The organism is Pseudomonas silensiensis (genome assembly GCF_050434865.1).
Taxonomy (GTDB): domain Bacteria; phylum Pseudomonadota; class Gammaproteobacteria; order Pseudomonadales; family Pseudomonadaceae; genus Aquipseudomonas; species Aquipseudomonas fluorescens_W.
Window position 1 is genome coordinate 140,898 of sequence record NZ_JBNDJH010000009.1, and the last position, 12,431, is coordinate 153,328.

Genomic DNA, 12,431 nt, shown 5'->3' on the forward strand with positions numbered 1-12,431 from the left:
CGCAATCGCGAGCAGGCTCACTCCTACAGAGGATTTCGGCGCTACGGTCACAGCGCCGAAATTAACTCAAATTGATGGCATTCATCTATAGGACAGCGAAGGTGCCTTGTGCTTTTGCGACGAGTTTGTCGCCTTGCATCACGTCGGCTTCGACCACCAGCGTGCGCCGGCCCGGGTGAATCACCCGCGCCGTGCACATCACTTCACCGTCTGCGACGGCGCGAATGTAATTGATCTTGCACTCGATGGTTGCGCTCTGCTGGTCAAAACCATGGGTGCTGGAACAGGCCAGCCCCATGGCAATGTCCACCAGACTGAACAAGGCCCCGCCGTGCAGCTTGCCGCCGCGATTGCGCAGTTCTGGTGCAAGCCCGAGGGCGACTTGCGCCACCCCGGTCTCCAGACTGTGCAAGCGACACCCCAGCAACTTGAAAAAAGCGCTTTCGGTCAGCCCGGCCGGGATGTCCATCAGCGTTTCTTCAACTGCTTGGCGTTGGCGAACAGCGAAGCCATGGCGTTGTTGGCCGGAGCCGCCGCCGTGGTTTCCTTGCGCGGTGCGGTGTTCTGGGACTGGCGTGGCGCCGAACCCGGACGTGCACCGCGGGCACCGTCGATTTTCTCGCCCGGGGTGTCGCTCATGCGCATCGACAGGCCAACGCGTTTGCGCGGGATGTCGACTTCCATGACCTTCACTTTCACCACGTCGCCAGCCTTCACCGCTTCACGCGGATCCTTGATGAACTTCTCCGAAAGCGCGGAGATATGCACCAAACCGTCCTGATGCACGCCGATATCGACGAAAGCACCGAAGTTGGTCACGTTGGTCACCACGCCTTCGAGGATCATGCCCAGTTGCAGGTCCTTGAGGTCTTCGACGCCTTCCTGGAACTCAGCGGTCTTGAATTCGGGACGTGGATCGCGGCCCGGTTTTTCCAGTTCTTGCAGGATGTCGGTGACCGTTGGCAGACCGAAGGTTTCGTCGGTGTACTTTTTCGGATCAAGACGCTTGAGGAAGCTGGCGTCGCCGATCAGGGAGCGAATGTCGCGGTCGGTCTCAGCGGCGATGCGCTGGACCAGCGGATAGGCTTCCGGGTGAACCGCAGACGAATCCAGTGGGTTGTCACCGTTCATGACGCGCAGGAAACCCGCGGCCTGTTCGAAGGTTTTCTCACCCAAACGAGCGACTTTCTTCAACGCCGCACGGGTTTTGAACGCGCCGTGTTCGTCGCGGTGGCTGACGATGTTCTGCGCCAGGGTCGCGTTGAGGCCGGAGATGCGGGCCAGCAGCGCCACGGAGGCGGTGTTCACGTCGACGCCCACGGCGTTCACGCAGTCTTCGACCACCGCGTCCAGGCCGCGCGCCAGTTTCAGCTGCGACACGTCGTGCTGGTACTGGCCGACGCCGATGGATTTCGGATCGATCTTCACCAGCTCGGCCAGTGGATCCTGCAGGCGACGGGCAATCGACACCGCGCCACGGATCGACACGTCGAGGTCCGGGAATTCCTTCGAGGCCAGTTCCGACGCCGAGTAAACCGATGCACCGGCCTCGGAGACCATGACTTTGGTCATCTTCATGGCTGGGTATTTTTTGATCAGCTCAGCGGCCAGTTTGTCGGTTTCCCGGCTGGCGGTGCCGTTGCCGATGGCGATCAGGTCCACTGCATGCTTGGCGCACAGGGCAGCCAGAATCGCGATGGTCTGGTCCCATTTGTTGTGCGGCACGTGCGGGTAAACCGTGGCGTGATCCAGCAGTTTGCCGGTGGAATCGACCACGGCCACCTTGCAACCGGTGCGCAGGCCAGGGTCGAGACCCAATGTGGCGCGCGGGCCAGCCGGCGCCGACAGCAGCAAGTCGTGCAGGTTGTGAGCGAACACGTTGATCGCTTCGGTTTCCGCGCCATCGCGCAGTTCGCCCAGCAGGTCGGTTTCGAGGTGGGTGTAAAGCTTGACCTTCCAGGTCCAGCGCACCACTTCGCCCAGCCATTTGTCGGCGGCGCGGTTCTGGTTCTGGATGCCGAATTGCTGACCGATCATGCCTTCGCACGGATGCATGGTGCCCGGCAGTTCGTCGCCGACCTTCAGCGCCGAACTCAGAATGCCTTCGTTGCGGCCACGGAAAATCGCCAGCGCGCGGTGCGACGGCATGCTTTTCAGCGGTTCATCGTGTTCGAAGTAGTCGCGGAACTTGGCGCCTTCCTCTTCTTTGCCGGCGATGACGCGGGCGCTGAGGGTGGCTTCCTGCTTGAGGTAGCTGCGCAGCTTGTCCAGCAGGCCGGCGTCCTCGGCGAAGCGTTCCATCAGGATGTATTTGGCGCCTTCGAGGGCCGCCTTCACATCGGCGACGCCTTTTTCGGCATCGACGAAGCGCGCGGCTTCTGCGTCTGGCGTCAGGGTCGGGTCGTTGAACAGGCCGTCGGCCAGCTCGCCGAGGCCGGCTTCCAGGGCGATCTGGCCCTTGGTGCGGCGCTTCTGCTTGTACGGCAGGTACAAGTCTTCGAGGCGGGTTTTGGTGTCGGCGAGTTTGATGTCGCGTTCAAGTTGCGGGGTCAGCTTGCCTTGTTCCTGGATGCTGGCAAGGATGCTGATACGCCGTTCGTCGAGTTCTCGCAGGTAGCGCAGACGCTCTTCCAGATGACGCAACTGGATGTCATCGAGGCTGCCGGTCACTTCTTTCCGGTAACGGGCGATGAAGGGAACGGTAGAGCCTTCATCGAGTAGCGCGACGGCCGCTTCGACCTGTTGTGGGCGGACGCCGAGTTCCTCGGCGATGCGGCTGTTGATGCTGTCCATAAAACCACCTGACAAATTGTGAAAGCAGGCTCGCAGGCGCAGAGATAAGGGCTCGGCGAGTCTGGTTGAGCGGCCTGGCCTGCGCCGCTACCTGGGTCAACAGGTATCCCGTTGACCCGTGAAATCGAACAATTACTGCCGGTGCCATGAAAATAAAAAACGGCCACCTACAGTCATGATCAGACGTTGCCTGACACAAAAGGCCGCGCATTATAACCAGCGTTCTGTCATTCGGGGGCATCGCAGGCTGTAGGCAGAAAGGCCGGATTTCTGGCGATCAAGGAAAAATCTGCTAACAATGCACACGGTGCGTATAACGGCAGCTACGCCATAATGCGCGCCGAGATCAAAGGAGCATCTAATGAGCAGCACTGCAAACATTGCTGAAGGCGAAAAAATTCTTATTGTTGACGACGATCCAGGGCTGAGCAGCCTGCTGGAACGTTTTTTCGTCAGCAAGGGCTACCGCGCTCGCGCCGTACCGAACACTGAGCAAATGGATCGCCTGCTGGCGCGCGAAGTGTTCAACCTGGTCGTCCTCGACCTGATGCTGCCCGGTGAAGACGGCTTGACCGCTTGCCGCCGCCTGCGCACCGCGAACAACCAGATCCCGATCATCATGCTGACCGCCAAGGGCGATGAGCTGAGCCGCATCAAAGGCCTCGAACTGGGCGCCGACGATTACCTGGCCAAGCCGTTCAACCCGGACGAGCTGATGGCGCGTGTCAAAGCCGTCCTGCGTCGTCAGTCGGCTCCAGTGCCGGGCGCTCCGGGCAGCGAAGACGAAAGCGTGACCTTCGGTGATTACGAACTGTCCCTGGCGACCCGCGAGCTTAAACGCGGCGACGAAGTGCACATGCTCACCACCGGTGAGTTTGCGGTGCTCAAGGCGTTGGTCATGAACGCCCGTCAGCCACTGACCCGCGACAAGCTGATGAATCTGGCCCGTGGCCGCGAGTGGGACGCCCTGGAGCGCTCCATCGACGTGCAGATTTCCCGTCTGCGCCGGATGATCGAGCCCGATCCGTCCAAACCGCGTTACATCCAGACAGTCTGGGGCGTGGGTTACGTGTTCGTTCCGGATGGCGCCGCCACCAAGTGATCGGTGATTTGTAGGAGCGGGTCTTGCGGGCAACGGGTCAGATGACCTTGCTCGCAGACTCGCGATCCGCAATATGCGAGCATCGCTCGCTCCTGCAAGTGTGTAGCGGTTATCCATGAAAACCCCCGTTTGGTTCCCCCAGAGTTTCTTCTCCCGCACCCTTTGGCTGGTGCTTATCGTCGTCCTGTTCTCCAAGGCGCTGACCCTGGTTTATCTGTTGATGAACGAAGACGTGCTGGTGGACCGCCAATACAGCCACGGCGTCGCCCTGACGCTACGCGCCTATTGGGCGGCCGATGAAGAAAACCGCACAAAGATTGCCGATGCCGCGACCCTGATCCGGGTAGTGGGTGCTGGCGTGCCGGAAGGTGAGCAACACTGGCCTTACAGCGAAATCTATCAGCGGCAAATGCAGGCGGAGCTGGGGGCCGATACCGAAGTCCGATTGCGAATGCACTCGCCGCCAGCCTTGTGGGTTCGGGCGCCAAGCCTGGGTGATGGCTGGCTGAAAGTGCCGCTTTACCCGCATCCGTTGCGCGGCCAGAAAATCTGGAATGTGCTCGGTTGGTTCCTCGCCATCGGCCTGCTGTCCACCGCCTCGGCGTGGATCTTCGTCAGCCAGCTCAATCAACCATTGAAACGTCTGGTCTATGCCGCGAGGCAACTCGGCCAGGGCCGCAGTGTGCGTCTGCCGATCAGCGACACGCCGAGTGAAATGACCGAGGTTTACCGCGCCTTCAACCAGATGGCCGAAGACGTCGAACAGGCGGGGCGTGAGCGCGAGTTGATGCTCGCCGGGGTGTCGCACGACTTGCGCACTCCACTGACCCGGTTACGGCTATCTCTGGAGCTCATGGGCGACCGCAGCGACCTGACGGACGACATGGTCCGCGATATCGAAGACATGGACGCGATTCTCGACCAGTTCCTGGCGTTCATTCGCGATGGTCGCGACGAGTCGGTGGAAGAGGTGGACCTGAGCGATCTGGTGCGCGAAGTCGCGGCGCCGTACAACCAGAACGAAGAGAAAGTGCGTCTGCGCCTGGAGCCGATTCAGCCGTTTCCGTTGCGTCGGGTGTCGATGAAGCGGCTGCTGAACAACCTGATTGGCAACGCCTTGCATCACGCGGGCAGCGGGGTTGAGGTGGCGGCTTATGTGTCCGGGGATACCAGCGCGCCGTATGTGGTGTTGAGTGTCATGGACCGTGGGGCGGGGATTGATCCGTCGGAGCTGGAAGCGATCTTCAATCCGTTTACTCGGGGTGACCGTGCCCGTGGCGGGAAGGGGACCGGGTTGGGTTTGGCGATCGTGAAGCGGATTGCTTCGATGCATGGTGGGAATGTTGAGCTGCGTAACCGTTCTGGTGGCGGGTTGGAAGCGCGGGTGCGGTTGCCGCTTGGGTTGATGTTGCCGAGGGATGCGGTGTAACTGAAAGCCACCCCTCACCCCAGCCCTCTCCCCAGTGGGGAGAGGGGAAAGGGGGCCGATTTCCATGCTTTTCAAAGCCTGAGTTCGACTCGGAATCTCAGGTCGATGTATAGCGAAAGCCACCTCGGTAAGTCCCCTCGCCCCTTTGGGGCGGTCCGACGTTTCGGGAGGGTTAGGGTGAGGGGGCTCTTGGCTTTAGCCCTTGCCTTTGGTGCGCGTCATATTCGGCCCACCATTCTTCTCCAGATGCTCGATGATGATCCCCGCCACGTTCTTGCTGGTGGTGGTTTCAATCCCTTCAAGCCCAGGCGACGAGTTCACTTCCATCACCAGCGGCCCGTGATTGGAACGCAGGATGTCCACGCCCGCCACCGCCAACCCCATGACCTTCGCCGCGCGCAACGCCGTCATGCGTTCTTCCGGCGTGATCTTGATCAGGCTGGCACTGCCGCCGCGATGCAGGTTGGAGCGAAACTCCCCCGGCTTCGCCTGGCGTTTCATCGCCGCGATCACCTTGTCGCCCACCACGAAGCAGCGAATGTCCGCCCCTCCGGCTTCCTTGATGTATTCCTGAACCATGATGTTCTGCTTCAGGCCCATGAACGCTTCGATCACCGACTCCGCCGCCGTCGCCGTTTCACACAGCACGACGCCGATGCCCTGAGTGCCTTCCAGTACCTTGATCACCAGCGGCGCGCCGTTGACCATCTCGATCAAGTCGGGAATGTCATCCGGGGAGTGCGCAAACCCAGTGACCGGCAAACCAATTCCCCGGCGTGACAGCAATTGCAGGGACCGCAGTTTGTCCCGCGAGCGGGCGATGGCCACCGATTCGTTGAGCGGGAACACCCCCATCATTTCGAACTGACGCAACACCGCGCAGCCATAAAACGTCACCGACGCGCCGATCCGCGGGATCACCGCATCGAAACCCTCCAGCGGCTTGCCGCGGTAGTGGATCTGCGGCTTGTGGCTGGCAATGTTCATGTAGGCGCGCAGGGTGTCGATCACCACCATTTCATGGCCTCGCTCGGTACCGGCTTCGACCAGACGACGAGTGGAATACAGACGCGGGTTCCGCGACAGCACAGCGATCTTCATGCAACACCTGTGGAGGAGGTAGATACCGGGAACACCGGCTTGTCTTGTACGTACTTAATGCCCGGATTGACCACCAACTGGCCGTCGATCAAGGCTTTGGAACCGAGTAACAGGCGATAACGCATGGACTTGCGGCAGGCGAGGGTGAATTCGACCCGCCAGACCCGATCACCGAGGGCCAGGGTGGTGCTGACCACGTAACGCTTCTGCGCGTGGCCGTTGGAGCTTTTAATGGTTTTCATCGTCACCAGCAGTGCTTCGCAGCGCCGGTGACGCAGTTGCACCACCGTGCCCAAGTGAGCAGTAAAGCGCACCCATTGTTCCCCGTCGCGCTCGAACGGTTCGATATCGGTGGCATGCAGGCTGGAGGTGCTGGCACCGGTGTCGATTTTTGCGCGCAGGCCCGCGACTCCCAAATCCGGGAGCGCCACCCACTCGCGCAGACCGACAACGGTCAAATGGTCAAATGTCTTCAAAGGTGCTCAACCGGTAGAAACCGCTCAGGCCGCAAGCGGCCGAATTCGCGGTATTCACGCAGAATAATGGGTAAAAGGCGACAGATATCTACGGCCCGGATTTCCAGCCCTCAAGGGAGGCACTGGAACGTGTGCATTGTAATCCGAGCCGGCGTAATTCATGGCACGACAGAAACGGTAGTACAGTTCAGCAATATTTCAGAATGAGGAAATTCCATGGCACAAAAAAGCGAAGAGGACGACAAAGTCCGTCTCGATAAATGGTTGTGGGCCGCGCGTTTTTATAAAACACGTGCCTTGGCCAAGGCGGCGATTGAAAGCGGCAAGGTGCATTGTCGGGGCGAGCGCTGCAAACCGGGCAAGGAACCGAGGATCGGCGACGAGTTTCAGATTCGCACAGGGTTCGAGGAACGCACGGTGGTGGTTCAGGCGCTGTCGATCGTACGCCGTGGCGCACCAGAGGCTCAGGCACTCTATGCCGAGACCGAAGCCAGCATCGCCAAGCGCGAGGCGGCTGCGGCCATGCGCAAGGCCGGCGCATTGGGCGTGAGCACCGATGGCAAGCCGAGCAAGAAGCAGCGACGGGATTTGTTCAAGTTTCGTGGAAGCAGCAACGACGAGTAGGCCGTTGCTCTGATTTTTCATCAGTGCAAATGCCACTCGTCGAAAATCACACACAGCCTCTGACCCGTAGGCCATAACCAGAAGGCCAGCAGTACCAGAGGCAAAAAATTGCATAAAGCCAACCGGCGGAGTTTCCACCTTGCTTGGAACAAACCCGGATTGTTCATAAAATGCCCCTCACGGCTGAACATCGCGCACCAAAATGGTGCCGCGAAGGCGCAATTTCTCGCTGTTTGAAATCATCTTGTCATTACTTCAGATACCCAGACCTATGACCGATTTACCGGATACCGACTACACCCAACGCTTCATTTTCGATGACAGCGACACCCGCGGCGAACTGGTCGGGTTGGAGCGTAGTTATGCCGAAGTGCTCGCCAAACACCCGTACCCGGAGCCGGTTGCACAACTGCTCGGCGAGCTGATGGCGGCGGCGTCGTTGTTGGTTGGCACCTTGAAGTTCGATGGCTTGCTGATTCTCCAGGCCCGCTCCGAAGGTCCGATCCCGCTGCTGATGATCGAGTGCTCCAGCGAGCGCGAAATCCGTGGCCTGGCCCGATACGAGGCCGAGCAGATCGCCCCGGATGCGACCCTCGCCGACCTGATGCCCAACGGCGTATTGGCGCTGACCGTCGACCCGACCCAGGGCCAGCGTTACCAGGGCATCGTCGACCTCGATGGCGAAACCCTGTCGGAGTGCTTCACTAACTACTTCGTGATGTCCCAACAGGTCGGTACGCGTTTCTGGTTGTACGCCGATGGTCGTCGCGCCCGTGGCCTGTTGCTGCAGCAACTGCCTGCCGATCGTTTGAAAGACGAAGAAGAACGCGCCGCCAGCTGGCAACACATCACCGCGCTGGGCAGCACCCTGACCGCCGATGAATTGCTGAGCCTGGACAACGAAACCATCCTCCATCGTCTCTACCACGAAGAGCAGGTTCGTCTGTTCGATGTGCAGAAACTACGCTTCCGTTGCAGCTGCTCCCGCGAACGATCTGCCAATGCGCTGGTCAGTTTGGGTCTGGAAGATGCCCAGTCGCTCGTGATCGAACATGGCGGCAACATTGAGATTGATTGCCAGTTTTGCAACGAGCGCTACCTGTTCGACGCCGCCGATATCGTTCAATTATTCGCCGGCGCGGGTGTTGATACACCGTCAGATACCCGTCACTAAAACGGTTCAGCGCAGGTAAATTCACTGGTTTGTGCCGGAATAACGCCGTTACGACGGGAGGGCCCTACTATTTTTGGGCTTTTCTGGCATAATCCGGCCCACTTTTTGTCGCGGTAGTAGTGCACGACTTTCTACTACAAAACGTTTGGAGCACACTCGGCCACTGGCCGACGGGGAATCTCATGACGCAAGCCAATAACGCCGTGTACACCGATCTGAGTGTTGATGATCTGGTAAAAGAAGCTCTGAGTCGCGGTGAGGGCGAGCTTGCCGATACCGGCGCGCTGACTGTTCGCACCGGTCACCGCACCGGCCGCTCGCCAGTCGATCGTTTCATTGTTGACGAGCCATCCACTTCGGCTTCCATCGCCTGGGGCCCGATCAACCGCAAGTTCCCGGCCGACAAGTTCGATGCCCTGTGGGACCGCGTTGAAGCGTTCAACAATGCGCAAGAGCATTTCGTTTCCCACGTTCATGTAGGTGCGTCTGCCGATCACTACCTGGCCGTGAAAATGACCACCCAGACTGCCTGGCAGAACCTGTTCGGTCGTTGCCTGTTCATCAACCCGCAAAAGTACAACCCGGCTGGCCGTGATGAGTGGCAAGTGCTGAACGTTGCCAACTTCGAGTGCGTGCCAGAGCGTGACTGCACCAACTCCGACGGTTGCGTGATCCTCAACTTCGCTCAGAAGAAAGTGCTGATCGCTGGCATGCGTTACGCCGGTGAAATGAAGAAAGCCATGTTCTCGGTGCAGAACTTCCTGCTGCCGGCTGCCGACGTACTGCCAATGCACTGCGCCGCCAACATCGGCGAAGCGGGCGACGTGACCCTGTTCTTCGGTCTGTCCGGCACTGGCAAGACAACCCTGTCCGCCGATGAAAGCCGTTACCTGATCGGTGACGACGAGCACGGCTGGGGTGAAGGCGTTGTCTTCAACATCGAAGGCGGCTGCTACGCCAAGTGCATCGACCTGTCCGAGAAAAACGAGCCGGTCATCTGGAAAGCCATCAAGCACGGCGCCGTCCTGGAAAACGTCGTTATCGATGACGCCAAGCACGCCGATTATGCTGATGTCAGCCTGACCCAGAACAGCCGCGCCGCCTACCCGCTGGAGCACGTTGCCAAGCGTTCCGAGAAAAACCTCGGTGGCGAGCCAAACGCTGTGATCTTCCTGACCTGCGACCTGACCGGCGTATTGCCGCCAGTGTCGATCCTCAGCGAAGAACAAGCGGCCTACCACTTCCTGTCCGGCTACACCGCACTAGTGGGCTCGACCGAAATGGGTTCCGGCAGCGGCATCAAGTCGACCTTCTCCACCTGCTTCGGCGCACCGTTCTTCCCGCGTCCGGCTGGCGAATACGCAGAACTGCTGATCAAGCGCATCCGCGGCTTCGGCTCCAAGGTCTACCTGGTCAACACCGGCTGGACCGGCGGCGGCTACGGCGTCGGCAAACGCTTCAACATCCCGACCACTCGCGGCGTGATCGCAGCGATCCAGAGCGGCGCGTTGATCGGTGCTGAAACCGAACACCTCGACACCATCAACCTCGACGTGCCATTGGCCGTACCGGGCGTTGAAACTGGCCTATTGAACCCACGCAACACCTGGGCTGACAAGGCTGCATACGATGAAGCCGCTAAGGCATTGGCTGGGTTGTTTGTTGAGAACTTCAAGAAGTTTGAAGTGAGCGACGCGATCAAGGCTGCTGGGCCTAAGTTGTAAGGCTTGGATTTAGCGAATGAAAAAGCCGCCCTTCGGGGCGGCTTTTTTGTGGGCAATGAAAGACGAGCAGTACGGGGCTCACTTGGCAGACAGACGAAACGCGGTAGCCATATTGTCTTGCTCGCGCTTCGACAACTCCGCTGCGCTAGCCACTTTTGACCACTGGCTCACCACCTCTTGGAAGTTCTCAATTATTTCTTCCGCATCAACACCGCTAACCCGAAAGTACCCGGCCACTTCACGAGCAAGTTCGAGATCCAAAGCATTGTCGGCATCTGTAATGTTGAGCTTTAACCCATCGGCGTGTGCTACCGGGTTCATGTCGTAGGCGTCAGACAGGCGCCACCCCCGGCCGGGGTCAAGGAGAAAACCATGGTTGCGCATGTGGTCGTCGGTATTGGAGACCAGGATGTTGAACACAATGCGCGACCACAACTCGCGGAGATCTTTTTCGGGTTCTGAGCCATGCTCCATGAGTACTTCTGCCAGCTCTAGATAGCTGGCGCCCACCGATGCATCGTCACCGTCCACGCGGTCAGTCATGGTCATGGCTGAGGCGAAATGTAGTCGCCCACCCGTTTCGGTACGGTCGAAGCGCTTGACCATGAAGCAGTGGTGGTCGCTCGCATAGCGTTGTGCAATACCCTTCGCCACCCGCAGACCGCATTGATTCGCCAAAACACTCACCACGAATTCCCACCCGCCGACGTCATAGTTGTCCCGAGTGCTCGGAAACTTGGCGATCCACAAATGACCATTCTTGTCAGCAACACTGGCCTTGGGCCTGGCACCGCCCAATGAGCCACCGGGTGCGATCAACATTCTCAGCCACTCGCGCCCATCGAGTGAGGTGTTTTCTGGATCGTTTTCCAATGCTCGACTTGCCTGCTCCAACGCGCGTAACTCGACAAAGGGAGGCGCCGCCAATCCATCTCGATCATCCAGAAAATTGCCTTCGTCATTGAGCTTGTAGCGAATAGCACCGACTCGATAGAGGTCATGAACGCCTAACAGGAAATCCGACTCGTACAGCTTGCTGCCCTTCGGGGCCAAGCCGTCGCGGATATCCCGTTCCAGTCGGCGTTTCATCAGCAATTGACCCCAGCGATCCGGGCTTGAGTCGGCAAAAACGCCGAAGCGGGTCTGGTGCTGTCCTGGGAACTGTCGCCCTTCGAAGAGCCTGATGCGGGGATCCAGCGTCGTGAAATTCAACTCGGGATCGGCCAAAGCCGCGGTGTCGTACTCAAACTCGAACACGTTAGTGGAGCGAGCCTTTCCGGCATGAAGAAACCCAAGACGCCTTGGTCTTTGCAGGGTTTCCCAATCGGCATACACCGCGATCAGTGTCATTTTTAATCCGTCTCAGGTTTAGATTTTTTCTTGGTAAATAAATTGGAAAAAGAGTGGGTGTTCAATGGGAAATCAACCTCAAGATCCGAATCGGAAATGGGGCTTTCCGGTGCTTGCGTCGTCCGGTCTTGAATAGGTGACGATGCTTTCGTTGGAGTCACGTTGCGCACTCGTTGGCGTTTACTGGTTGCGGCGCTCGCTCGTGGGGTTAATTGCGCGTCTTGCAGCTGGCGTCCCAACTCATCCGTTGCTGCGAGCTTGCTCAAGTCTTTCTCCAGGCCCAGAACCTGCATCACGGACAAATAGGCCCCCATCGTCACGCCCGAGCCGCCGGACTCCAATGAGCGCAGCGTTGTCAGCGACATGCCTGCTCTCTCAGCCACTTGCTTGGCTGTCAGCTTGCGACGTAGCCGAGCGAGTTTGAGTCGTTCGCCAAACTCGGCGAGCAACCTGGATGCAGCCGGCAGCAGGGGGGCTGTTTTCTTAGCCATGTGCCATTATTCCTTCGTTTTTAGGCTTTAACTGCCAGAATAATAGCACTTATGTGGTGATTTGCTGGGCTGCCCCAACGTGTAGCAAGACTCTCTCTGCCAGTACGGCCGCTCCAGATATACGTGGGAGGCGGATTATTGAAACTGCCATTATTCCAACTAAAATC

11 protein-coding genes and 1 pseudogene are annotated in these 12,431 nt (G+C 59.1%); 5 read left to right on the plus strand and 7 right to left on the minus strand.

Annotated elements, in window-relative coordinates; translation table 11 throughout:
- Positions 1-85 precede the first annotated feature (85 nt).
- Positions 86-469, minus strand: a complete 384-nt coding sequence (locus tag QF010_RS15205; protein ID WP_008149280.1) for a PaaI family thioesterase — start codon at positions 467-469, stop codon at positions 86-88.
- Complete coding sequence (locus QF010_RS15210) at positions 469-2,793, minus strand: Tex family protein (RefSeq protein ID WP_429533433.1); 2,325 nt, start codon at positions 2,791-2,793, stop codon at positions 469-471. The genes QF010_RS15205 and QF010_RS15210 overlap by 1 nt, the downstream gene beginning before the upstream one ends.
- Before the next feature lie 361 nt (positions 2,794-3,154).
- Here QF010_RS15210 and ompR point away from each other — a divergent pair, with 361 nt between their 5' ends.
- Complete coding sequence (gene ompR / locus QF010_RS15215; RefSeq protein ID WP_008149284.1) at positions 3,155-3,895, plus strand: osmolarity response regulator transcription factor OmpR; 741 nt, start codon at positions 3,155-3,157, stop codon at positions 3,893-3,895.
- A 115-nt stretch (positions 3,896-4,010) separates the two neighbouring features.
- Positions 4,011-5,324 carry an ATP-binding protein gene (locus QF010_RS15220; protein ID WP_046052242.1) on the plus strand — a complete coding sequence of 438 codons (1,314 nt, stop codon included), beginning with the start codon at positions 4,011-4,013 and terminating at the stop codon, positions 5,322-5,324.
- 195 nt (positions 5,325-5,519) lie between these two features.
- Here the strand turns inward: QF010_RS15220 and rimK are convergent, their stop codons facing one another.
- The gene (rimK, locus tag QF010_RS15225) at positions 5,520-6,425 is read right to left on the minus strand and encodes a 30S ribosomal protein S6--L-glutamate ligase (RefSeq protein WP_008149287.1); all 906 of its coding nucleotides are present in this window, start codon (positions 6,423-6,425) and stop codon (positions 5,520-5,522) included.
- On the minus strand, positions 6,422-6,901 hold the full coding sequence (rimB, locus tag QF010_RS15230) for a retropepsin-like aspartic endopeptidase RimB (protein ID WP_033058440.1): 480 nt from the start codon (positions 6,899-6,901) through the stop codon (positions 6,422-6,424). The genes rimK and rimB overlap by 4 nt, the downstream gene beginning before the upstream one ends.
- A gap of 216 nt (positions 6,902-7,117) precedes the next feature.
- Here rimB and QF010_RS15235 point away from each other — a divergent pair, with 216 nt between their 5' ends.
- A complete protein-coding gene (locus QF010_RS15235; protein ID WP_018929316.1) occupies positions 7,118-7,525 on the plus strand; it encodes an RNA-binding S4 domain-containing protein in 408 nt (135 codons plus the stop codon).
- Positions 7,526-7,548: 23 nt separating this feature from the next.
- On the opposite strand, the pseudogene QF010_RS15240 reads toward QF010_RS15235, so the two are convergent.
- Positions 7,549-7,692 (minus strand): annotated as a pseudogene (locus QF010_RS15240) (phosphatase PAP2 family protein); the annotation flags it as partial.
- A gap of 104 nt (positions 7,693-7,796) precedes the next feature.
- Between QF010_RS15240 and hslO the strand changes: the two are divergent.
- On the plus strand, positions 7,797-8,699 hold the full coding sequence (hslO, locus tag QF010_RS15245; protein ID WP_033058435.1) for an Hsp33 family molecular chaperone HslO: 903 nt from the start codon (positions 7,797-7,799) through the stop codon (positions 8,697-8,699).
- 182 nt (positions 8,700-8,881) lie between these two features.
- Positions 8,882-10,423, plus strand: coding sequence for a phosphoenolpyruvate carboxykinase (locus QF010_RS15250; protein WP_429533434.1), 1,542 nt, complete (start codon positions 8,882-8,884; stop codon positions 10,421-10,423).
- Between the two features lie 78 nt (positions 10,424-10,501).
- On the opposite strand, the gene QF010_RS15255 is transcribed toward QF010_RS15250, so the two are convergent.
- Both QF010_RS15255 and QF010_RS15260 read right to left on the minus strand, forming a co-directional pair.
- Positions 10,502-11,773, minus strand: a complete 1,272-nt coding sequence (locus QF010_RS15255; RefSeq protein ID WP_429533435.1) for a type II toxin-antitoxin system HipA family toxin — start codon at positions 11,771-11,773, stop codon at positions 10,502-10,504.
- Positions 11,774-11,775: 2 nt separating this feature from the next.
- The gene (locus QF010_RS15260; protein ID WP_033058426.1) at positions 11,776-12,264 is read right to left on the minus strand and encodes a helix-turn-helix domain-containing protein; all 489 of its coding nucleotides are present in this window, start codon (positions 12,262-12,264) and stop codon (positions 11,776-11,778) included.
- Positions 12,265-12,431 lie beyond the last annotated feature (167 nt).

Excerpts from the sequence above, each read along its gene's own strand:
- QF010_RS15205 (WP_008149280.1), bottom strand. The coding sequence starts at position 469 with ATGGACATCCCGGCCGGGCTGACCGAAAGCGCTTTTTTCAAGTTGCTG.
- QF010_RS15210 (WP_429533433.1), bottom strand. The coding sequence starts at position 2,793 with ATGGACAGCATCAACAGCCGCATCGCCGAGGAACTCGGCGTCCGCCCA.
- ompR (WP_008149284.1), top strand. The coding sequence starts at position 3,155 with ATGAGCAGCACTGCAAACATTGCTGAAGGCGAAAAAATTCTTATTGTT.
- QF010_RS15220 (WP_046052242.1), top strand. The coding sequence starts at position 4,011 with ATGAAAACCCCCGTTTGGTTCCCCCAGAGTTTCTTCTCCCGCACCCTT.
- rimK (WP_008149287.1), bottom strand. The coding sequence starts at position 6,425 with ATGAAGATCGCTGTGCTGTCGCGGAACCCGCGTCTGTATTCCACTCGT.
- QF010_RS15235 (WP_018929316.1), top strand. The coding sequence starts at position 7,118 with ATGGCACAAAAAAGCGAAGAGGACGACAAAGTCCGTCTCGATAAATGG.
- hslO (WP_033058435.1), top strand. The coding sequence starts at position 7,797 with ATGACCGATTTACCGGATACCGACTACACCCAACGCTTCATTTTCGAT.
- QF010_RS15250 (WP_429533434.1), top strand. The coding sequence starts at position 8,882 with ATGACGCAAGCCAATAACGCCGTGTACACCGATCTGAGTGTTGATGAT.
- QF010_RS15255 (WP_429533435.1), bottom strand. The coding sequence starts at position 11,773 with ATGACACTGATCGCGGTGTATGCCGATTGGGAAACCCTGCAAAGACCA.
- QF010_RS15260 (WP_033058426.1), bottom strand. The coding sequence starts at position 12,264 with ATGGCTAAGAAAACAGCCCCCCTGCTGCCGGCTGCATCCAGGTTGCTC.